Genomic DNA, 21,539 nt, shown 5'->3' on the forward strand with positions numbered 1-21,539 from the left:
TCCCATGTCCTCGCCCCCCTGCTCCTTCCACGACCTCGCCACGCTCGACGACACCGCGCGCGCCCGGCTCCTGCGGCGCTCCGAGACCGACCTCTCGTCCTTCGTCGAGACGGTCCGCCCGATCATCGAGGCGGTGAAATCGGAAGGCGACGCCGCGCTCCTGCGCTTGGCGCGCGATCTCGACGGCGCGAACGTCGCGTGCGGCGCGCTGCAGACGAGCGAGGCCGAGTTCGACGCGGCGTTCAAGGCCGTGGAGCCGGAGGTGATCGACGCCATCCGCTTCGGCATCGACAACATCCGCCGCTTCCACGAGGAGCAGAAGCCCGAACCCATGTGGTTCAAAGAGATGCGTCCGGGGGCGTTTGCCGGCGACCGCTGGACGCCGATCCAGTCCGCCGCGCTCTACGTGCCGCGCGGCAAGGGCGCGTTTCCCTCCGTCACGATGATGACCAGCGTGCCGGCCGTGGTGGCGGGCGTGCCCGATCTCTGCATCCTCACCCCGCCGACGGCGGACGGCTCGGTGGATGCCGCGACGCTCGTCGCCGCGCGGTTGGCGGGCGTCGAGACGGTCTATAAGGTCGGCGGCGCGCAGGCCGTCGCGGCGGCCGCCTACGGTACCGAGACGATCCGACCCAAGATCAAGATCGTCGGCCCCGGCTCGCCCTTCGTCGTGGCGGCCAAAAGCCTCCTGTCGGGCGTCCTCGACACCGGCCTTCCCGCCGGCCCGTCCGAGGCGATGATCTTCGCCGACGAGACGGTGGACGGCGCGCTCGCGGCGCTGGACCTCCTGATCGAGGCCGAGCACGGACCGGATAGCTCGGCCTATCTCGTCACCCACGACCGGCGCGTGGCGGAAGAGGCGATGGCCGCCCTGCCCGGCCACTGGGCGCGCATGAGCGAGCAGCGCACCGCCTTCTCGCGCACCGTGCTCACCGGCCCTTACGGCGGCATCGTGCTGACGCCCTCGCTGGAGGACAGCTACCGCTTCGTCAACGACTACGCGCCCGAGCATCTGGAGCTTCTCTCCACCGAGCCCTTCCGCCATCTCGGCCGGATCACGGAAGCCGCCGAGATCCTGATGGGTCCGCATACGCCGGTGACGCTCGGCAATTTCGTGCTCGGCCCCAACGCCGTTCTGCCGACGAGCCGCTGGGCGCGCACCTACGGGCCGCTGTCGGTGACCGACTTCCTCAAACGCTCGTCGATCGGCTACGTCACCTCGACCGGCTATCCTGAACTCGCGCTGCATGCCCGCCGCCTCGCGCGCTACGAGGGCTTCTCCTCGCACGAGAACGCGGTGTCGGAGATGCGCGACGCCATCCTGTCGAAGACGCGATGATCGCGCGCTTCGTCAATGTCGAGGACGCCCGCCGCATCGCCCGGCGGCGTCTTCCGAAGATCTTCTTCGACTATATCGACGGCGGCTCCTCCGCCGAGGCGACGCTGGCGTCGAGCACGGGCGACTTCGCCGATCTCCGGCTGGAGCAGCGGGTGCTCGCCGGCCTCGGCGCGCGAGATCTATCGAGCGAGTTCCTGGGGCAGCGGAACCGCCTTCCCTTCATGCTGGGTCCCGTCGGCTTTCTCGGCCTGTTTGCCGGGTACGGCGAGATCCTCGCGGCCAAGGCCGCCCATGCGGCCGGCATTCCCACCTGCCTGTCCAATTTCTCGATCGCTTCGCTCGACGACCTTCGTCGCGTCGGCTGCGACGGGCCGCTGCAGGTCCAGCTTTATGTCCTTAAGGACCGCGGGCTGGCGGAAGAGTTCGTCGCGGCCGCTGAGCGGGCCGGCGTCGAGACGCTGCACCTCACCGTCGACACGGCGGTGACCGGCATTCGCGAGCGCGACGCGCGCAACGGCTTCCGGGCCGCCACGCGCATCACGCCGCGCATGGGCTTCGGCATGGCGCTCCGCCCGGCCTGGGCGTTCGACATGCTGCGAACCGGCAAGCCCGGCGTCGGCGCGGTGCGCGGCCGCGCGGAATTCGGCGTCAACATCCTGGCGCAGGCCGCCACCCTCTCGCGCCTCATCGACCCCGCCCTGTCGTGGGACGACGTCGACTGGCTGCGCGGGCGCTGGCGTGGACGCCTGTCGATCAAGGGCATCCTTCATCCCGCCGACGCGCGACGGGCGAAGGCGGCGGGTGCCGATGCGATCGTGGCGTCGAACCACGGCGGGCGACAGCTCGACGGCGCCCGCTCGACGATCAGCGCCCTGCCCAGCATCGTGGACGCGGCCGATGGCCTGGAGGTTCTTCTCGACGGCGGCGTCCGGCGCGGGACCGACATCGTCAAGGCGATCGCGCTCGGCGCATCGGGCGTCCTCCTCGGCCGCGCCTATGTCTGGGGCGTCGCCGCGGGCGGCGAGGCGGGCGCGGCCCGCGTCATCCAGCTCCTCTCCGTCGAGATCGACGTCACCCTCGGCCTGATGGGCCTGTCGTCGATCGACGAGCTGAAGGCGCTCGGGCGCGACGCCCTCGTGCCGCCGTCCGAGGTCGCCGCGTCAGCGCGCGTGGTCCAGCCGGTCGGCCTCTGATTCGGTGCGCGGGCGCATCGCGTCCGACGGCTCCATGACGATCCGCCGGCCGCGGCCGGGCGTCGCGCGGCACACGCCATCCGCGACGACCACCTCGCCCCGCGACAGGACGGTCTCCGGCCAACCCGTCACGCTGGTGCCGGCGAACGGATTGTAGCCGGTGTTGTCGTGGAGGTCGTCGGCTCCGAACGTGACGCGGCGTTCCGGATCCCAGATCGCGATGTCGGCATCGGCGCCGACCGCGATCCGCCCCTTGGCGGGAAGGCCGAAGATCGCCGCCGGCGCGGTCGCCGTCAGTTCCACGAACTTCTCCGCGCCGAGCCGCCCGCGGCTGACCATCGCGTCGAACATCAGCGGCAGGCGCACCTCGAGGCCCGGAAGCCCGTTGGCGATGCGGTTGAAGGGGGCGTCCGCGCCGTTGGCGAACTTGCCGGTCTCGTCCAGCCGATAGGGCGCATGGTCGGAGGAGACGACCCGAAGGGTGCCGTCACTCAAGCCCTCCCAGAGCGCGTCCTGATCGTCGGTGCGGCGCTGCGGCGGGCTGCACATCAGGCCGGCGACGTCGCGTCCCGGCGCATCGAGCTGGTCGACCGTCATGAAGAGGTAATGCGGGCAGGTCTCGGCGACGACCGGAACGCCGCGCGCCTGCCCCGCGCGCACGATCTCGACACCCTCGCGTGTCGAGACGTGGAACAGCATGATCGGCTGGCCGGTGAACTCGGCGAAGACGCACATGCGCGACAGCGCCTCGATCTCCGCCGCGCGCGGATGCGACAGCGGGTGGAAGCGGGGCTCGGTCCGCCCACTCCCGATCAGGCGGCGCGACATCCAGCGGATCAGCCCGTCGTTCTCGGCGTGGAAACAGACCAGCGCCCCGCCGCCGCGGGCCGTCCACAGGACGTCGAGAATATCCTCGTCGCCAAGACGCACCTTGTCGTAGGTGGTGAAGATCTTGATCGACCGATGCCCCTCACTGATGAGTTCCGGCAGGTCGCGAGCGAGATTGTCCCCCGAAACATCCGACACGATCATGTGGAAGGCATGGTCGATCATCGCCCCGTGCGCCGCCAGCGCCGCGTAGTCGTCCACGACCTGGCGGAGCCGCTTGCCAGGGTGCTGGGCGGCGAAGGACACGATGCTCGTGGTGCCGCCATGGAGCGCCGAGCGGGTCGCCGTCTCGAACGTGTCGGCGTTCATCAACCCGGCGCCGGAAATCTGCTCGACATGGCAATGGGTATCAACGCCGCCCGGCATCACGAGGCGCCCACGCGCGTCGATGCGGTGCGTCGCTTCGCCAAGACCCTGCCCGACCGCGACGATGCGCCCGCCGGCGATGCCGACATCCGCCTCGCGCGAGCCCTCGCTCGTCACCACGCGTCCGCCTTCGATCAGAACGTCCAGCACTTCGCCCTCCTGTCGCAGTCCGCCGCCTTGCCAAGGGATACTCAATGTATACACTTGGCCGCAACAGGAAATCGGACGATGACGGCGAACGCGGGTTCATGGCATATGCGGGCGCAACGGCGCGAGGCGAAGGAACGGTCATGAGCCTCAAACCCACGACGGCGCAGACGCTCGGCCAGTCGGTGCACGACCGCCTGAAGGCGATGATCCTCGCCGGCGAACTACCGGCCGGCACGCCGCTTCAGGAAAAGCTCTTCGCCGAGCGTCTCGGCGTCTCGCGGACGCCGGTGCGCGAGGCGGTCGCCAAGCTGACGAGCGAAGGGCTCGTCACACGTAACGGTGGCGGAGTGCCGACCGTCAGCCGGATCTCGGTCACGGAGATTATGGAAATTCTCCATGTCCGTCGGCTGCTCGAAGGCGAAACGGCGCGTCAGGCGGCCAGCGTCAACGCCTCGCCGGAGCCGTTTCTGGCCCTGCGCAGGCGGCTGACGCAGTATCTGGAGGGAGAACGCCCGAGCGTTGCCGAATACGCCCAGTTCGACGAGGACTTCCATACGCTCGTCGCGCGCACGGCGGGTTCGACGCTCCTGACGGATCTCGTGAAGGGGCTGAAGCTGAAGACGCGCATCTTCGACAACGGCTCGATCCCCGAACGATTCGTGCCGGGCTGCCACGAGCACATCGAAATCGTCGACGCGATCCTCGCCCGCGATCCGCCCCGCGCCGAGGCCGCCATGCTGCGCCACATCGACAACGCACGCAACGCCATCCTCGGACATCTCTCGCGCCTGTTCTGAAACTCGTGGTTATGCTGCAAGGCAGCACGGAATCCTCTTGCCATTTTTTGTGTATACCGCTTGGATGGCGTCAGCATACGAAAGGGGACGACATGATCGCAGAGACCGCCGCGCGCCCGGACGGGCCGATCCTCGGCATTACGTTCCTCTACTACCGCGACCTCGATCGCGCCGTGCGCTTCTATGAGACCGTGCTCGGCTTCACGCTCGCGATCGATCAGGGCTGGTCGAAGATCTACCGCATCACCGGCGCCTCGCATGTCGGCCTCGTCGACGAGACGCGCGGTATGCATCGCGCGAGCGACCCGAAGCCCGTCCAGCTCTGCATCCGCGTGCCCGACGTCGACGCCTGGCACCGCTTCGTGCAGGCGCACGGCGTCGCCAATCTCACCGAGCCGCGCGACAGCGCGGCGCTGAAGATCCGCGCCTTCGTCTTCGACGATCCCGAGGGCTACCAGATCGAGGTCCAGTCCGCGCTGGACTGACCTCCGCAACCGACGTCACGGCGAAGGCCGGCAACCGCATTCCTGGAGGAGGACAAGATGACACTGCACCGTTCGATCCGATGCCTGCTGGCGACGGCGGCCCTCGCCGCCACCCTGCCGCTCGGCCCCCTCGCCTTCGCCACCGCGGCCGAGGCCAAGGAGGTGACGATCGGCCTGACGTCGGATCCGACGATCCTCGACCCGCAGGCGGGCGAGGAACTGTCGAGCAACATCATGTTCTATCACCTCTACGACCCGCTCGTCCGGCGCGACAAGGACCTGAAGTTCGGACCGGGCCTGGCCGAAAGCTGGTCGCAGAAGGACGACAGGACCTGGGTCTTCAAGCTGCGCGACGGGGTGAAATTCCATAACGGCGAGACGCTGAAGGCGTCCGACGTCGTGTTCACGATCGACCGCCTCAAGGCGTCGGTCATGTCCAACCTCTCCGCCAACATCGCGAGCGCCAAGGCGGTCGACGACCGCACGGTCGAGATCGCGACGCCCGGCCCCTATGCCGCCCTGCCGAACGACCTCGCCGCGATCCTGATCCTCAACGAGGCCTATACGAAGAAGGTCGGCGACGCCGAACTCGGCCTGAAGCCGATGGGCACAGGTCCCTATCGCCTGAAGGAGTGGGCCAAGGAAGATCGGCTGACGCTGGAGGCCTTCCCCGACTACTATGGCGGCAAGGCGAAGATCGACACCGTGGTGTTCCGCCCGATCACCAACCCAGCGACGCGCACGGCCGCGCTCCTGACCGGCGAACTCGACGTGGTGCAGGATCTCGCCGTACGCGACATCGACCGCGTCAAGGCGGAGAGCGGCGTGACGGTCGAGACGCGCCCGAGCCTTCTCAACATCCTCCTCGCCCTCGACGTGCGCGAGGCCTCGCCCACCATCTCCGGCAAGAACCCGATGACCGACCGGCGCGTGCGCGAGGCGATGGCCCGCGCGATCGACGTCGCCGCGATCGACCGCGTCATCATGAACGGGCTGGCGACGCCGTCCGCGCAGTTCGTGCCGGAATCCCATCTCGGCTATGTCGAGGGTGCCGACTTCCGGCAGATGTATCCGTTCGACCTCGAGCGCGCGAAGGCGCTGATGGCGGAAGCCGGCGTGCCCGACGGCTTCGCCGTGACGCTCGACGCCACCAACAATCGCTACGTCAACGACGCGCAGGTCGCGCAGGCGCTGACCTCGATGCTCGGCAAGATCGGCATTCAGCTGAAGCTCAACCTGATGCCGAAGTCGAACTTCTGGGGCTACATCCGCGTGCCCTCGCCCAATTCCAGCATGATCATGTCGGGCTGGGACGTGCCGTCGGGCGACGCCGGCTCGATGTACAACTCGCTCTACTACAGCCGCGACAAGAAGCCGGGCTACGGCGAGGTGAACCGGACGAGCTACTCGAACCCCGAGGTCGACGCCCTCCTCGACAAGGCGGACTCGACGGCCAACGTCGAGGAGCGCGACGCGCACCTGCAGGAGGCCACCAAGCTTCTTCTGGCCGATATCCCGATGATCCCGATCCACTACGAGCAGGACATCTACGCCTCGCGCGACACCGTCACCTTCGAGCCGCGCGTCGACAAGTTCATCTGGGCCTACGAGATGGACGTCGCCGAGTAGGAAATACCGACGGGCGGGGGCGCGGTCGCGCCCTCGTCTTCTCGGACGAAAGGCATCCCCTCCATGTTCGCATTCACGGTCAGACGGCTGATCCAGACGCTCGTCGTGCTCTGGGCGGTGTCGGTCATCGTCTTCCTGATGACGACCTTCACCGGCGATCCCGTCTTCATGGTCGTCCCGATCGACGCGACGCAGGCCGAGATCGAGCAGGCCCGCCGCATCCTCGGCCTCGACCAGACGCTGCTCGTCCAGTACGGCATCTTCCTGAAGGGGCTGCTTCAGGGCGACCTCGGCCTGTCCTACGTGTTCCGCCAGCCGGCCTTCTCGCTGATCCTGGAGCGCCTGCCGGCGACGATGGAGATCGTGCTGGTCGCCATGGCTATCGCGACCGTGGTGGCGATCCCGCTCGGCGTCTATGCCGGGGCCAATCCCGGCAAGCCGCTGTCGCGGCTCATCATGTCGGGGTCGCTGCTGGGCGTCTCGCTGCCCGGTTTTTGGGTCGGCATGATGCTGATCTGGGTGCTGGCGGTGGAATACCGGATCTTCCCCTCGTCGGGCCGCGGGGCGGTCGGCACGATCTTCGGCATCGAAACCTCGCTCGCCACGTGGTCGGGATGGCAGCACATCGTCCTGCCCGCCGTGACCCTCTCGGTCGGCACGCTCGCCATCCTCCTGCGCATCACGCGCGCCGGAATGATGGAGGTGACGCGGCAGGACTACATGAAGTTCGCGCGCGCCAAGGGCGCCTCGCGGGCCCAGGTTCTCTACGGCCACGGCCTGCGCAACGCGCTGATCCCGGTGGTGACGATCTTCGGCCTGCAGCTCGGCGACCTCATCGCGTTCGCCACGATCACCGAGACCATCTTCGCCTGGCCCGGCATGGGCAAGCTCCTCATCGACAGCATCTACCGCGCCGACCGCCCCGTGATCGTCGTCTACCTGATGCTCGTCGCGCTGATCTTCGTGGTGATCAACTTCGTGATCGACATTCTCTACACGGTCATCGACCCCCGGATCACGGTGCGCTGAGATGGCGACGGGTCTTCTCTCCTCGCAGCTCGCCTACAACTGGCGGCGCAACACCTCCGCCATTCTCGGGTCGGCGATCATCATCGCCTGCGCCATCGTCGTCGTGTTCGGCCCTTCGCTCGTGGCTCAGAACCCCTACGACGTGATGCAGCTCGACCTGATGGACAGCTACCTGCCGCCCGCCTGGATGGACGGCGGCAATCCGAAATATCTTCTCGGCACCGACGGACAGGGGCGCGACGTTCTTGCCGCCGTCGTCTACGGCACGCGCATCTCGGCGCTGATCGGCCTCGCCGCCACGCTGATGTCCTGCGTGATCGGGACCTTCCTCGGGCTGATGGCGGGCTATTTCGGCGGCTGGATCGATGCCGTCATCATGCGCGTCGCCGACATCCAGCTGTCCTTCCCCTCGATGCTGATCGCGCTGTTCCTGATGTCGGCCTTCGGCAACGGCATCGACAAGATCCTGATCTCGCTGACCGCGGTCGGCTGGGTGGTCTACGCCCGCACGGTACGCGGCTCGACGCTCGGCGAGCGCAACCGCGAATACGTGCAGGCGGCGCGCGTCGCGGGCCTTCGCACCGGGCCGATCATCCGCCGCCACATCCTGCCCAACGTCCTGACGCCGCTGATCGTGGTGGCCACCGTGCAGGTCGGCACTTTCATCCTGATCGAGGCGTCCTTGAGCTTCCTCGGCGTCGGCGTGCCGGTGACGCAGCCTTCGCTCGGCCTCCTCATCAAGAACGGCTTCGACGTCCTGTTCTCCGGCCTCTGGTGGACCTCGCTGTTCCCGGGCCTGATGATCATGGCGATGGTGTTCGGCATCAACCTCGTCGGCGACTTCCTGCGCGACGAACTCAATCCCCGGCTGAAATAGGGCTGGTCATGCACTCCCCACCCCAGCCTCTCCTGTCGGTGCGTGACCTGCGTACCTGGTTCCACACGTTCGCCGGCACTGTGAAGGCGGTGAACGGGGTCAGCTTCGACCTCGCCGCCGGCGAGATCATGGGTCTCGTCGGAGAGTCGGGCGGCGGCAAGTCCGTCGTCGGCTTTTCGCTGCTCGGCCTGATCGATCCGCCGGGACGGATCGAGGGCGGCGAGATCCTGTTTGGCGGCGAAGACCTCGCCAAGGCGTCGGAGAAGCGCCTGCGGGAGGTCCGCGGGCGCGAGATCGCGATGATCTTCCAGGACCCGATGACCTCGCTCAACCCGGTCCAGACGATCGGCCGGCAGATGGACGAGATGCTGCGCCTTCACACCGATCTCGACAAGACGGCGCGCCGCGCCCGCTGCATCGAGATGCTGGAGGCCAACGGCATCTCGCGCGCCGCCGAGCGGCTGGACAGCTACCCCCACCAGTTCTCCGGCGGCATGCGCCAGCGCGTCGTCATCGCCATCGCGCTCCTCGCCAAGCCGCGCCTCATCATCGCCGACGAGCCGACCACCGCTCTCGACGTGACCATCCAGGCGCAGATCCTCCGCCTCATGCGCCGGGAAATCCGCGACCAGGGCGCCTCGCTGATCCTCGTCACACACGACCTCGCGGTGGTCGCCGAAATGGTCGACAAGGTGACGGTGCTCTATTGCGGCCGGGTGGTCGAGACCGGTCCGGTCCGCCAGATCCTCGAAGCACCCGCCCACCCTTATACCCGCGGGCTGATCGACTCGATCCCCGATCCCGACCATCGACAGCCGCGATTGCGCCAGATCCCCGGCACCGTGCCCGACGTGCGCCACCTGCCGAAAGGCTGCGCCTTCCGCGCCCGCTGCCCGCGCGCGCAGGCGCTGTGCGCGAGCGTCGAGCCTGAGCTGACACCGCAGCCCGGCGGGGGCCTTGCGGCCTGTCATTTTCCCCTGTCGGCCGGAGGCACGGCATGACGACGATGCTCGACGTCTCCAGCCTGCGCCAGGAGTTCAGCCTCAATCCCGGCCTCCTCGAGCGCATCAGCCTGAAGGGCGGGCGGGTCCGGCTGGAGGACCGGGTCGTCAAGGCCGTCAACGGCGTCAGCTTCCAGATCGCCAAGGGCGAGGTGCTGGCGCTCGTCGGGGAGTCCGGCTGCGGAAAATCGACGCTCGCCAAGGCGGTGGCGCGCATCTACGAGCCGACGGCGGGCGCGATCCGGCTCGACGGCCAGGACATCGCCGCCCTGCCCCAATCGGCGCTGCTGCCGCACCGCTCCAAGATGCAGATGATCTTTCAGGATCCTTTCGCCTCGCTCAATCCGCGGCAGAAGGTGCGCGACATCGTGGCCGAACCGCTGCGCGCCCAAGGTTCGCTGCCGCCACGCGAGGTCACCGAGCGCGTCGCGACGCTCCTGTCCAAGGTCGGGCTCAACGCCGAGCACGCCGGGCGCTACCCGCATCAGTTCTCTGGCGGTCAGCGCCAGCGGATCGGCATCGCGCGGGCGCTCTCGGTCAATCCCGGCCTCATCATTGCCGACGAGCCGGTGTCGGCCCTCGACGTCTCGGTTCAGGCGCAGATCCTCAACCTGATGATGGATCTGCGCGACGAGTTCGCGCTCGCCTACCTCTTCATCAGCCACGATCTCTCCGTGGTGCACCACATCGCCGACCGGATCGGCGTCATGTATCTTGGCTTCCTCGTCGAGTTGGCCCCGCGCGATACGCTGTTCCACAGCCCCCGTCACCCCTACACGCGCGCCCTCCTCTCGGCGGCGCCGAGCATCGATCCGACGCGCGCGAAGGCGGAAATCCCGCTGACGGGCGAAGTGCCGAGCGCCCTGTCCCTTCCCGAGGGCTGCTGCTTCCGCACCCGGTGCCCGCTCGCCTTCGACCGCTGCAGAACCGAGCGCCCCGCCATGCGCGAGGTCGGCGGCCAGTCCGTCGCCTGCCACCTGACCGACGAGCCACAGAGGGACCAAGCATGACGCCGCCCGTCACCATCCTCCAGCGGCGGGCCGATCTCGTCGATCCGCACGACTGCACCGACGCCGCGGACGACCTGTCGATCCTCTCGGCGATCTGCGAGACGCTGGTCCGGCGCGGCGACGACGGCTTCAAACCGGGCTTGGCCGAGCGCTGGTCTGTCGAGCCGGATGCCCGCCGCTGGCGCTTCCGGATCCGCGACGGCGCATCGTTCCACGACGGCAGCCGCTGCGATGCGCAGGCCGTCGCGCAGTCGCTCCAACGGATGGCGCGCGAGGACAAGGGCTACACGCTCGGCGCCCCGGCCGTCTGGCGTCAGTATCTCGGGAATGCGGCCATCACGGGCGACGGGCTCGACCTCTCGATCGATCTCGCCGAGCCGATGGCCGATCTGCTCGACGTCCTCGTCCAGGGCTTTATCGCCTCGCCGGACTGCCTTCCGAAAATGGATGCGGGCGATATCGCAGCCATTGTCGGGACCGGACCCTACCGGGTCGAGGCGGTGTCCAACGGGTCGGTGCGGCTGCGACCGGTGGCAGGTGCGGGTCTGCCGCCGCTCGTGTTTCAGGCGATGCCGGATGCGAGGGCTCGTGCCGCGGCGCTTCGCGAGGGCAAGGCCGACGTCGCGACCAATCTCCCCTACGCCGCCGATCTCGGGACCGAGACGACGCGGGTGGAGACGCTTAATCCCGTTGCGATCATCTTCCTGATGAACGCCGCTCGCGGCCCCCTGCGGGACGCCCGCCTTCGCCGCGCCTTGTCACTCGCACTCGACCGCGACGCGCTGGTACGCGACGTGATGGACGCCGGCGCGACGCCGCTCCAAGGCTTCATCAGTCCCGTCCATTTCGGGGCCGGACACGAAGCGGCACCCGCGCGCGATCCGGCGGCCGCACGGGCGCTCCTCGAGGACGCCGGCCATCCCGACGGGCTGCGGCTCACCGTCTCCTGCCCGACTCGCCTGCCGGACGAGGCGGTCCGGCTGACAGCGGCGCTGGGGCGACAACTGGCTGCGATCGGCGTCGCGCTCGACGTGACCTATCACGAGGACCGCGAAGCCTACGCGCATCAGGTGCGGCGCAAGGAGATCGGCGATCTCGCCGTGTTCGATTCGAGCCCGCTCTCGACCTACCGTGTCCTTGTCGAGAAGCTCGACGCCCGCGTCGAAGGGTCCTGGTGGGAGGGCTACCACAACGCGGAGGTCGAAGACCTGATCGACCGGGGACGCCGCTCGACGGACGACGCGGCGCGCGCGGCGATCTATCGACTGGCCTATCGCGTCCTCCAAGACGATCCCGCCTGGCTGACGCTCTACAACCCGATCCGCGTCACCGGCCTTCGGGGCCATCATCCCGGCTTCGCCCTGCCGAAGGACGCGGTGCTCGACGTCATGCGCCTGCGGCAGGTGGCCCATGGCTGATCTCGTCGTCTCCCGCGCATACGTCATCACGATGGACGGCACACGCCGCGTCATTCCCGACGGCGCCGTGGCCATCGCGGCCGGACGCATCGTCGCCGTCGGGTCCCGCGCCGAAATCGAGGCCACCCATCCCGGCGCCCCGTCGCTCGACGCCGCCGGCAAGGTGATGATGCCGAGCCTCATCGACGTCCACGCCCATGCCGGGCATGGCCTGATCAAGACCATGGGCATGGAGGACGGCGACCACTGGGAGCGGATCTGCGGCGAGGTCTACACGCAGGCCTCGCCGCCGGAATTCTGGTACGCGGAGGCGCGGCTCGCCGCGATGGAGCGGCTGCGCTTCGGCGTCACCTGCGGCGTCTCCCTGCTCGGCGGCGGCGACACGATCATGCGGACGGACGATCCCGCCTACGGCGCGGCCCATTGCGAGGGCGCCAAGGACATCGGCACGCGCTCGGTGGTGGCCGTCGGCCCGACCCGCGCGCCGCATCCCCGAACCTACGCCACCCGCGATGCGCAAGACCGGGCCGCGCCCTACCCCGTCTCCTTCGAGCGGCAGATGGAGACCTGCCGGACCCTGATCCGGGACTGGCACGGACGCGGGACGGTGAACCTCGCACTTCTCTATCCCGTCCTGCGAGACGAGCACGAGACGACGATGCCGGCCGCCGACTATGCGGAGGCCGTGCGACAGGCGAAGATCGTGCGGGCGGCCTCGCGCGAGCACGGCGTCCTCTTCACGCAGGACGGGCACTGGCGCGGCTCGATCCGCCGTGCGGCCGCGCTCGGCCTCCTCGGTCCCGATGCGCTTCTCTCGCACTGCATCGACATCGACCGGGACGAGATCGCACTGTGCGCCGAGACCGCAACGCGGATCGCCCACAATCCGAGCGCCATCGCCTCGATCCTCGGCCGCTGCCCGGCGATCGAGCTGATGGAGGCCGGGACGGTCGTCGCGATCGGCTCGGACGCGACGGCGCCCGACCGCTCCGCCGACATGTTCCGCCACATCCAACAGGCCATGCACTACCATCGCCGGCACTTTTGCGACCCGTCCGTGCTGCCGCCGGGCAAGGCGCTCGAAATGGTGACGATCGACGCCGCGGAGGCGCTCGGGATGGCCGACACGATCGGCTCGCTCGAGGTCGGCAAGGCGGCGGATCTCATCCTGATCGACATGCAGCGCCCGCACCTCTACCCCGTCAACATGGAGCCCTTCCGCGTCGCCTACTTCGCCAACGGCAACGACGTCGACACCGTGCTGGTCGGCGGCGAGATCCTGCTGCGCGACGGCCGGCCGGTGCGGACCGACATGGCCGGCGTCCTGGCCGACGCGCAACGCGAGGCCGAGCGCATGATCGCGCGGATCGGCGCCGAGGACATGCTGGGCCTGCCGGACGGCTTCTGGGGCCGGGCGCGCTATCCCGAAACGCGAGCGGAGGGCGATCGCCCGTGACCATCTTCGTCGTCAACCCGAACTCCAGCGACGTGGTGACGGCCGGCATCGACCGGGCGATGGAGCCGCTGCGAGCCTTTAGCCCCGCGCCGATCGCCGCGATCCAGCTCGACGAGGGGCCGAAAGGCATCGAGACCCAAGCCCATGTCGACAGCGTCGTCGGCCCGCTCCTGAAGCGCGCGGCGGCTTTGGAGAACGAAGCCTCCGCCTTCGTCGTCGCCTGCTTCTCAGATCCCGGCTTAGCCGCGCTGCGTGAGCAGAGCCGTCGTCCGGTGCTTGGCATCGCCGAAAGCGCGATCCTTACCGCGATGTCGGTCGGCCAGCGGTTCGGCGTCCTGTCGATCCTACAGCGATCGGTGCCCCGACACATGCGCATGTTCGGCGCGATGGGCGTCATGGACCGGCTCGCCGCCGACCTGCCCCTCGAACTCGGCGTCGCGGACCTTGCCGACGAGGCGCGGACCTTCGGGCGTCTTCAGGAGGTCGGGCGAACCTTGAGAAACGCGCACGGCGCCGACGTCCTGATCCTCGGCTGCGCCGGGATGACCCGCTTTCGTGCCGCGTTGGAAGACGCGCTCGGGCGACCCGTCATCGAACCCTGCGAGGCCGCGGCCGCCATGGCCATCGGCCGCGTGGCGCTGGCCCGCGCCCAACAGAACCAAGGAGACAACCGGTGATGCGACTGAACGAGAGCGCAAAGGGCGTCTACGTCATTGCCGTGACGCCGTTCCAGAGCGACGGGGCGCTGGACCTCGAGAGCACCGATCGTATGGTGGACTTCTACCTCGATTGCGGCGCCACGGGCCTCACCGTGCTCGGCATGATGGGCGAGGCGCAGAAGCTGACGATCGAGGAATCGCAAACGATCGTCCGGCGCATCCTCGCCCGCGTCGCCGGCCGCGTGCCGGTGGTGGTCGGCGTGTCGGCGGCGGGCTTCGCGCAGATGGCGGCCTTGACGACGATGGTGATGGACGACGGGGCAGCCGGCGTGATGATCGCCCCGCCGGGCGCCCTGCGCACCGACGACCAGATCGTGACCTACTACCATCAGGCCGCCGAGTTCATCGGCGACGTGCCGTTCGTGCTGCAGGACTTCCCCCTCGTCACCAACGTGCAGATGTCGGTGCCGGTGATCCGCCGGATCGTTCGCGACCTGCCGACCTGCGTTTGCCTCAAGCACGAGGATTGGCCGGGGCTCGACAAGATCACGGCGCTGCGGGCCGAGGGCTCGCTCGACCGGCGCATCTCGATCCTGTGCGGCAACGGCGGCATGTTCCTGCCCGAGGAGATGGGGCGCGGGGCGGATGGCGCAATGACGGGTTTCGCCTATCCCGAAATGATGGTCGACGTCGTCCGTCACAGGCAAGCCGGCGAGATCGAGCGTGCGCACGACCTCTTCGACGCCTATCTGCCGCTCGCTCGCTTCGAGCAGCAGCCGGGCGTCGGGCTGGCGGTGCGCAAATACGTGATGGCGCGCCGCGGCATCATCGCGAATGCCGCGCTGCGCCGGCCCGGCGGCACCCTCACACCGCAGACGGTGGCCGACATCGAGCGGCTCATCGCGCGGCAGGACAAGCGACTGAAGGAACTGAACTGATGGATCTCGGAATCAACGGCCGCCGCGCGCTGGTCATGGGCGCGAGCCGGGGCCTCGGCCGTGCGATCGCCGAAGGGCTGCTCGACGAAGGCGTCGCGGTCACCGCGGTCGCCCGCGATGCGGCGGCGATCGAGGCCTGGGGTGGTGGCAGGACGGGCCTGACGGCCGTCTCGGCGGACCTTTCGGACATCGCGGCGATCGACGCGCTCGCCGAGCGGCTGCTGGCCGAGGGTGGCGTCGATATCCTCGTCAACAATTCCGGTGGTCCTCCGCCCGGCCCCGCGGCGGGCATGGCGCGCGGCGACTGGCTCCGCCAGTTCGAAACGATGGCCGCCAACCTCTTTCACCTGACAGGGCGACTGCTGCCGCCGATGCGCGAGCGCGGCTTCGGCCGCATCGTCACGGTCGCCTCGTCGGGCGTCGAACAGCCGATCCCGAACCTTGCCCTGTCCAACGGCATCCGCGCCGCCGTCCTCGGCTGGTCGAAGACGCTGGCGGCCGAGGTGGCGGGCGACGGCGTGACCGTCAATGTGGTGCTGCCGGGCCGGATCGAGACGACGCGGCTCGCCGAACTCGACGCGGCCAACGCCGCCCGCTCCGGATCGAGCGTCGAGGCCGTCCAGAAGGCCTCGATCGCCGCGATCCCCGCCGGGCGCTACGGCCGCCCCGAGGAGTTCGCGGCGGCCGTGGTCTTCCTCGCCTCGAACCAGGCGTCCTACATCACGGGCACCAAGCTGCGTGTCGACGGCGGGGCGACGCGCGCCGTCTGAGGCGGTCTTCAGACCTTGGGCAGGGCGCGGGCGCGGTAGCGTCCGTCGCCCTTGGCTCCGGTCAGCTCGCCATCCTGCACCATGACCTTGCCGCCGAGGACGACCGTCGTCGGCCAGCCCTGGATCTCGATCCCCTCGTAGGGACTGTAGTCGGCCCCGTCGTGGAGATCGGCGTGGCGGATGGTGCGCCGGGCCTCGGGGTCCCAGATCGCGATGTCGGCATCCATGCCGACCGCGATGCGCCCCTTTCGCTCGAGGCCGTAGACCTTGGCATGGTTGGTAGCGGTCAGCGCCACGAAGCGCGAAAGGTCGATCCGCCCCTTCATCACCCCTTCCGAGAAGAGGATCGGCAGGCGCGTCTCGACGCCCGGAATGCCGTTCGGGATGTGCCGGAAGCTCGTCTTGCCCTTCGGGTTCAGCTTGCCGGCGGGGTCGTCGTAGCGGAACGGGCAGTGGTCGGATGAGAAAAGGTCGAAGACGCCTGTCTCCAGCCCGCGCCAGCAATCCTCCTGGCTGGCCGCGTCGCGCGGCGGCGGCGAGCAGACGAATTTCGCGCCCTCCCAGTCCATGCCCTCGAGATCGTCGGCGGTGAGCATGAGATATTGCGGGCAGGTCTCGCCGATCACCTTGCGCCCGCGCGCGCGCGCCGCGCGGATTTCGTCGATCGCCGGGCCGTTGGAGACGTGGACGATGACCACCGGCACGTCGACCACCTCGGCGAGCGACAGGGCGCGGTGCGTCGCCTCGCGCTCCACCACGATCGGCCGCGTCGTGGCGTGCGCGCGCGGCGCGACGTCGCCCTCCGCCTCGTGCCGCCCGATGAGGTAGCGGATCGCGTCCTCGTTCTCGCAGTGGACCATGACGAGCGCCCCGGTGCGCCGGGCGACGTCCAACGTATCCAGGATCTCGGCATCGTTCAGCCGCAGCCCCTCATAGGTCATGAAGACCTTGAACGAGGTGTAGCCGTCGGCGACCAGCGCCGGCAGTTCCTGGCCGAGGATCGACGCGGTCGGGTCCGAGATGATCATGTGGAAGGAGTGGTCGGTGTAGCAGTTGCCCTCTGCCAGCGCGTGGTAGGCCGTCAGCGCCTCGCGCAGCGACTGGCCCTTCTCCTGCAGGCAGAAGGGCAGAACCGTCGTGTTGCCGCCGAACAGCGCCGAGCGCGTGCCGCTCTCGAAGTCGTCGGCCATGACGATCCCCTCGCCCGACGGCTGCGAGAGGTGGACATGGCTGTCAATGCCGCCCGGCAGCACGAAGCGGCCGCGCGCGTCGATCTCCTCTGCTCCGGCCGGCAGCGTCTCGCCGATCTGAACGATCCGCCCGTCGCGGATGCCGACGTCGGCGAGGAAGGTGTCGGAGGCGGTTGCAACGGTGCCCCCCCTGATCACGAGGTCGAAGGCGGCGCTCAAAGGGCCGGCTCCAGCGCCGCGATCAGGCGATCGACCTCGTCCAGCGTGTTGTAGTGGATCATTGAGACGCGAACGACGCCGTCGGTCTTCGTCAGGCCGTGCTCCTCGACGATGCGCTTGGCGTAAAAGTCGCCGTACCGGATGCCGATCCTGGCCTTGTCCACCGCTTCCACAATCTCGCGCGAGCTTTGCTCACCTGCCGTGAAGGAGACGGTCGAAACGCGGTCGGCGATCTCCGACGAGGTCCGGCCGATGATGCGCACCGAGTTGCGGCTGCAGAGAAAGTCCATCAGGCGTTCGGTCACCACCCGTTCCTGCTCGGCGATCGCGGCAAAGCCCGCCTCGATCGCGCCGCGCCCCTCGCCGGCTCCGGCGCGCCGCCCGAGTTCCTCGACATAGTCGACGGCGCCGATCGAGCCCCAGGCGCACTCGTAGTTGATGTTGCCGGGCTCCAGCTTGTGGGGCACGCGGCTCTTGTCGAAGAAGTAGTGGTAGATGTTGTCGAGCGCGAGCAGCTTCTCGCGCTTGCCGAACATCACCGCGTGGTGCGGTCCGAACACCTTGTAGACGCTGAAGATATAGTAGTCGGCGTCGAGCGCCTTCACGTCGATCGCGCGGTGCGGCGCGTAGGCGACGGCATCGACGCAGAGCTCGGCGCCGCCGGCATGCGCAATGTCGGCGATCTCGCGGATCGGGTTGATCGTGCCGAGGATGTTCGAGGCGTGGGTGACGCAGACGAGCTTGGTGCGCTCGTTCATCAGCCCCTTGAGGTCCTCGAGGTCGAGCTCGTAGGTCTCCGGATTGCAACGCCACCAGCGGATCTTGATGCCGCGCGCCTCATGTTTCAGCCAGGGGCCGATATTGGCCTCGTGGTCGGTGTTGGTGAGGATGATCTCGTCGCCGGGCTCGAGGCGGCCCGTCATCGCCTCCGACAAGAAGCGGATCAGGATCGTAGTCGAGGCCCCTTCGACGATCTCGCCCGGATCGCAGTTCATGAAGCGCGCGAAGGCTTCGCGCGACTGCGAGACGCGCGCCGTCGAGATCCGGCTCGGCTCGTAGCTCGCGCCGGTCTGGACGTTGGTCGTCAGGAGGTAGTCGGACACGCGCTCGGCGACGGTGCGCAGCACCTGGCTGCCGCCGGCGTTGTCCATGAAGGTCCACTCGCCCTTGAGCGCCGGAAACTGGGCGCGGACGAAATCGAGATCGAGGGTCATGCTGCCTGGCCTTGCTGGCGCGTCCACCCCGCGCCTGTCTGGTGGAATCAGTGGTTGAGCACCGCGTCGAGGAAGGCGCGGGCGCGTTCGTTGCGGGTCGAGGAGAAGAACACGTCGGGCGTCGAGACCTCCCGGATCTCGCCGTCCTCCATGAAGACGATGCGGTCGGCGACCTGCCGCGCGAAGCCCATCTCGTGGGTCACGAGAACGAGCGTGACGCCGGAATGGGCAAGACCCTTGATGACGTCGAGCACCTCGCCGACCATCTCGGGGTCGAGCGCCGAGGTCGGCTCGTCGAAGAGTAGGATGCGGGGCTCCATGGCGAGCGCGCGCGCGATACCGACGCGCTGCTGCTGGCCGCCGGAGAGCTGTGTCGGGAACTTCTCGGCCTGCGCGCCGATGCCGACGCGGGTCAAAAGCGTCCTCGCCTTGGCGCGGCTCTCGTCCCAGCTCAGCTTCTTCACCCGCACCGGGCCGAGCGCCACGTTGTCGAGCACCGAAAGGTTCGGGAAGAGGTTGAAGGCCTGGAACACCATGCCGGTCTGCTGGCGGACCTTCAGGAGGTTGCGCCCCCGCTCGACGCGCACGCCGCCGACGAACACGTCGCCCGCGTCGTATTCCTCAAGATGATTGATGCAGCGGATCAGCGTCGACTTGCCCGACCCCGAGGGCCCAAGGAGCACCACGACCTCGCCGGCTGCGACATCGAGGTCGACGCCCTTCAAGGCGGTGAAATGGCCGTAGCGCTTCTGGACGCCGCGCATGCGGATGATCGGCTCGGCGGACGGTGTCGGGGCCATGTCAGCGGGCCTCCCGGCTGGAATAGCGGGTCTCGAAGCGGGCGACGAGGCGCACCAGCGGCAGAAGCAGAACGAGATAGAGAAGCGCCGCGCCGATCAGCGGCGTCGGGTTGGCCGCCAGCGCCTGCGCCTGCGTCGCCTGCTTCAGAAGGTCCGGCAGCGCGACCACCGAGGCGAGCGCCGTGTCCTTCATGACGTTGATGGAATTGTTGGTGAGCGGCGGGATCACGATCCGCACGGCCTGCGGCAGGATGACGTCGCGCATCACGTCGAAGGCGTTGAGACCGATCGACTGGGCCGCCTCGAACTGGCCGCGCGGGATCGCCTCGATGCCGGCGCGGTAGATCTCGGCCGTGTAGGCCGCCGAGACCGTCGTCAGCGCGAGGCATGCGGAGGCGAAAGGCGACAGGCGGATGCCGATGAAGGGAAAGGCGTAATAGACGATCACCAGCCACACGAGGACGGGCAGCGCCCGGAACACGTCGATATAGGCGATGGACAGCCAGCGGAGCGGGCGCGGGGCATAGAGGCGCACCAGCGCCAGCGCGAGGCCCCCGACGAGGCCGAGAATGATCGAGAGGCCGCCGAGGAGGATCGTGCGCCAGAGCCCCTGGAGGAGTTGGGGCATCGAGCGCCAGAGGACGTCGACGTTAAAGAAGGTTGTGACGATGTCCATGCCGAGCCCTGCGACGGGGTGGGATGGATGCGGCGCCGGTCGCGCCGCATCCGCAGATCAGTCGGAGGGGCGCGTCAGAGCTTGGGCGCTTCGAGGACCTTGGCCGTCGAGGTCGACGCGTCGGGCTTGGAGCCGAACCACTTCTCGTGGATCTTGGCAAGGAAGCCGTCGTTCTTCATCTCGGTGATCGCCTTGGTGGCCTCGGCGACGAGCGGCGAATCCTTGGCGAACATGACCGAATACTGCTCGCCGGTCGGGATGCGCTCGACGACGGCGTATTGCGGCTTGTCCTTGATGTAGTAGGCGACGGCGGGAATGTCGGAGATGTAGCCGTCGATGCGGCCGGCTGCGAGGTCGAGCATGGCGGGCGCGAGGCCTTCGAAGCGGCGGATCTCGGAGAGGCCGAGGTCCTTCTCGTGCTGCGTGGCGTAGATGTCGCCGGTGGAACCCGTGTCGACGCCGACGACCTTGCCCTTCAGGCCCGACAGGCCGGCAATCCCGGAGTCCTTCAGGACCGAGAGCGACTGGTCGCTGTCGTAGTAGGGCTGTGCGAAGGAGACCATTTCCAGTCGCTTCTTGGTGATGGTGATCGAGGAGATCGCGGCATCGATGCGGCCCGACTGCACGGCGGAGAACAGGCCGTTGAAGGGAATGTTCTCGAAGGTCACGTCGTCGTAGCCCATGCGCTTCGCAGCTTCGCGCACCAGATCGACCTCGAAGCCGACGGTCTCGGACTTCTCGTCCTGAAACTCCCAGGGGACGTTGCCGATGTTGGCGCCGACGGTCAGCGACTTGGCGCTGGCGGGCGCGGCGAAGGCCAGGAGGGCGGCTGCCAGGGCGGCCAGTTTGAAGCGGGTCATGTCGGCTCCTTCGAGACTGGATCAGGGTTGGGGCGTCGGCGCATGGACGCATCGCCGGGCCTTGCGCAAAATTTGTTCAGCGCCCCGCATTGCACTCCATTGGTCAATGGTATGGACTGCATGGAGTTTTGAAAAGAGGAAAAAACGGGATGGATGCGAAATTGCATACAGGTTCTTCGGCAGGGGCTCAGGGCGACGCCGACATGGTGCGCGAGTACCTGGAAGCCTCCATGGTCCCGGATCCGGACCGGGCGGCCACCTTCACGGCGCCGGGCTGCGTCATCACCTTCACTGGCGGACGCGTCTTCGATCACCCGAGCGGGCCGACCGCCGTCAACGCCGGGCGCTATAAGTGGGTGAAGAAGCGGATGGAGCGGTTCGACGTGGCACCGGGCCCGGACGCGACCGTCGTCTATTCGATCGGCAAGCTCTACGGGGAATGGCCCGACGGCACGCCCTTCGACGACAATCGTTACGTCGATCGCTTCGAGGTCGTCGATGGACGGATCACGCGAATGGACGTCTGGAACGACAGCGCCGAGTGGATCCTCGACCCCTCGCTCCGGCGCTGAACG

21 protein-coding genes are annotated in these 21,539 nt (G+C 68.3%); 15 read left to right on the forward strand and 6 right to left on the reverse strand.

Going from position 1 to position 21,539, the window contains the following annotated elements:
- The first annotated feature begins 4 nt into the window (after positions 1 to 4).
- Both hisD and ACLNGM_RS19350 read left to right on the forward strand, forming a co-directional pair.
- Positions 5 to 1,339, forward strand: coding sequence for a histidinol dehydrogenase (gene hisD / locus ACLNGM_RS19345; RefSeq protein WP_416356182.1), 1,335 nt, complete (start codon positions 5 to 7; stop codon positions 1,337 to 1,339).
- Positions 1,336 to 2,532, forward strand: coding sequence for an alpha-hydroxy acid oxidase (locus tag ACLNGM_RS19350; protein WP_416356183.1), 1,197 nt, complete (start codon positions 1,336 to 1,338; stop codon positions 2,530 to 2,532). The genes hisD and ACLNGM_RS19350 overlap by 4 nt, the downstream gene beginning before the upstream one ends.
- Here the strand turns inward: ACLNGM_RS19350 and hydA (ACLNGM_RS19355) are convergent.
- Positions 2,500 to 3,936 carry a dihydropyrimidinase gene (hydA, locus tag ACLNGM_RS19355; protein ID WP_416356184.1) on the reverse strand — a complete coding sequence of 479 codons (1,437 nt, stop codon included), beginning with the start codon at positions 3,934 to 3,936 and terminating at the stop codon, positions 2,500 to 2,502. The two genes, ACLNGM_RS19350 and hydA (ACLNGM_RS19355), sit on opposite strands and share 33 nt — an antisense overlap.
- Positions 3,937 to 4,076: 140 nt before the next feature.
- On the opposite strand from hydA (ACLNGM_RS19355), the gene ACLNGM_RS19360 reads away from it, so the two are divergent.
- The 12 genes from ACLNGM_RS19360 (at position 4,077) to ACLNGM_RS19415 (ending at position 16,005) form a co-directional block, all read left to right on the forward strand.
- Positions 4,077 to 4,733: a GntR family transcriptional regulator gene (locus ACLNGM_RS19360; RefSeq protein ID WP_416356185.1), complete on the forward strand. Its 657-nt coding sequence runs from the start codon at positions 4,077 to 4,079 to the stop codon at positions 4,731 to 4,733.
- Between the two features lie 92 nt (positions 4,734 to 4,825).
- The gene (locus tag ACLNGM_RS19365) at positions 4,826 to 5,218 is read left to right on the forward strand and encodes a VOC family protein (protein ID WP_416356186.1); all 393 of its coding nucleotides are present in this window, start codon (positions 4,826 to 4,828) and stop codon (positions 5,216 to 5,218) included.
- A 57-nt stretch (positions 5,219 to 5,275) separates the two neighbouring features.
- Complete coding sequence (locus ACLNGM_RS19370; protein WP_416356187.1) at positions 5,276 to 6,847, forward strand: ABC transporter substrate-binding protein; 1,572 nt, start codon at positions 5,276 to 5,278, stop codon at positions 6,845 to 6,847.
- Between the two features lie 63 nt (positions 6,848 to 6,910).
- On the forward strand, positions 6,911 to 7,876 hold the full coding sequence (locus ACLNGM_RS19375) for an ABC transporter permease (RefSeq protein ID WP_416356188.1): 966 nt from the start codon (positions 6,911 to 6,913) through the stop codon (positions 7,874 to 7,876).
- A gap of 1 nt (position 7,877) precedes the next feature.
- Positions 7,878 to 8,753, forward strand: coding sequence for an ABC transporter permease (locus ACLNGM_RS19380; RefSeq protein WP_416356189.1), 876 nt, complete (start codon positions 7,878 to 7,880; stop codon positions 8,751 to 8,753).
- 8 nt (positions 8,754 to 8,761) lie between these two features.
- On the forward strand, positions 8,762 to 9,754 hold the full coding sequence (locus tag ACLNGM_RS19385; RefSeq protein WP_416356190.1) for an ABC transporter ATP-binding protein: 993 nt from the start codon (positions 8,762 to 8,764) through the stop codon (positions 9,752 to 9,754).
- Positions 9,751 to 10,764: an ABC transporter ATP-binding protein gene (locus ACLNGM_RS19390; RefSeq protein ID WP_416356191.1), complete on the forward strand. Its 1,014-nt coding sequence runs from the start codon at positions 9,751 to 9,753 to the stop codon at positions 10,762 to 10,764. The genes ACLNGM_RS19385 and ACLNGM_RS19390 overlap by 4 nt, the downstream gene beginning before the upstream one ends.
- On the forward strand, positions 10,761 to 12,182 hold the full coding sequence (locus tag ACLNGM_RS19395) for an ABC transporter substrate-binding protein (protein WP_416356192.1): 1,422 nt from the start codon (positions 10,761 to 10,763) through the stop codon (positions 12,180 to 12,182). Before ACLNGM_RS19390 ends, ACLNGM_RS19395 begins: the two co-directional genes overlap by 4 nt.
- A complete protein-coding gene (locus ACLNGM_RS19400; RefSeq protein ID WP_416356193.1) occupies positions 12,175 to 13,638 on the forward strand; it encodes an amidohydrolase family protein in 1,464 nt (487 codons plus the stop codon). Before ACLNGM_RS19395 ends, ACLNGM_RS19400 begins: the two co-directional genes overlap by 8 nt.
- Positions 13,635 to 14,315: an aspartate/glutamate racemase family protein gene (locus tag ACLNGM_RS19405; RefSeq protein ID WP_416356194.1), complete on the forward strand. Its 681-nt coding sequence runs from the start codon at positions 13,635 to 13,637 to the stop codon at positions 14,313 to 14,315. The genes ACLNGM_RS19400 and ACLNGM_RS19405 overlap by 4 nt, the downstream gene beginning before the upstream one ends.
- Complete coding sequence (locus ACLNGM_RS19410) at positions 14,312 to 15,235, forward strand: dihydrodipicolinate synthase family protein (protein ID WP_416356195.1); 924 nt, start codon at positions 14,312 to 14,314, stop codon at positions 15,233 to 15,235. The genes ACLNGM_RS19405 and ACLNGM_RS19410 overlap by 4 nt, the downstream gene beginning before the upstream one ends.
- The gene (locus ACLNGM_RS19415) at positions 15,235 to 16,005 is read left to right on the forward strand and encodes an SDR family oxidoreductase (RefSeq protein ID WP_416356196.1); all 771 of its coding nucleotides are present in this window, start codon (positions 15,235 to 15,237) and stop codon (positions 16,003 to 16,005) included. The genes ACLNGM_RS19410 and ACLNGM_RS19415 overlap by 1 nt, the downstream gene beginning before the upstream one ends.
- Before the next feature lie 8 nt (positions 16,006 to 16,013).
- On the opposite strand, the gene hydA (ACLNGM_RS19420) is transcribed toward ACLNGM_RS19415, so the two are convergent.
- From hydA (ACLNGM_RS19420) to ACLNGM_RS19440, 5 genes are all read right to left on the reverse strand, one after another.
- Positions 16,014 to 17,414 (reverse strand): dihydropyrimidinase, encoded by a 1,401-nt coding sequence (gene hydA / locus ACLNGM_RS19420; RefSeq protein ID WP_416356197.1) that lies wholly within the window; start codon positions 17,412 to 17,414, stop codon positions 16,014 to 16,016.
- Positions 17,411 to 18,628 (reverse strand): cysteine desulfurase-like protein, encoded by a 1,218-nt coding sequence (locus ACLNGM_RS19425; RefSeq protein WP_416356198.1) that lies wholly within the window; start codon positions 18,626 to 18,628, stop codon positions 17,411 to 17,413. The genes hydA (ACLNGM_RS19420) and ACLNGM_RS19425 overlap by 4 nt, the downstream gene beginning before the upstream one ends.
- A gap of 47 nt (positions 18,629 to 18,675) precedes the next feature.
- A complete protein-coding gene (locus ACLNGM_RS19430; protein ID WP_416356199.1) occupies positions 18,676 to 19,428 on the reverse strand; it encodes an amino acid ABC transporter ATP-binding protein in 753 nt (250 codons plus the stop codon).
- 1 nt (position 19,429) lies between these two features.
- Positions 19,430 to 20,104: an amino acid ABC transporter permease gene (locus ACLNGM_RS19435; RefSeq protein ID WP_090958751.1), complete on the reverse strand. Its 675-nt coding sequence runs from the start codon at positions 20,102 to 20,104 to the stop codon at positions 19,430 to 19,432.
- A gap of 74 nt (positions 20,105 to 20,178) precedes the next feature.
- Positions 20,179 to 20,964 carry a transporter substrate-binding domain-containing protein gene (locus ACLNGM_RS19440; protein ID WP_416356200.1) on the reverse strand — a complete coding sequence of 262 codons (786 nt, stop codon included), beginning with the start codon at positions 20,962 to 20,964 and terminating at the stop codon, positions 20,179 to 20,181.
- A 203-nt stretch (positions 20,965 to 21,167) separates the two neighbouring features.
- Between ACLNGM_RS19440 and ACLNGM_RS19445 the strand changes: the two genes are divergently transcribed.
- Positions 21,168 to 21,536, forward strand: coding sequence for a nuclear transport factor 2 family protein (locus ACLNGM_RS19445; protein ID WP_416358496.1), 369 nt, complete (start codon positions 21,168 to 21,170; stop codon positions 21,534 to 21,536).
- The last annotated feature ends 3 nt before the right edge of the window (positions 21,537 to 21,539 follow it).

This window comes from Aureimonas phyllosphaerae, assembly GCF_047943035.1.
GTDB lineage: Bacteria > Pseudomonadota > Alphaproteobacteria > Rhizobiales > Rhizobiaceae > Aureimonas > Aureimonas phyllosphaerae.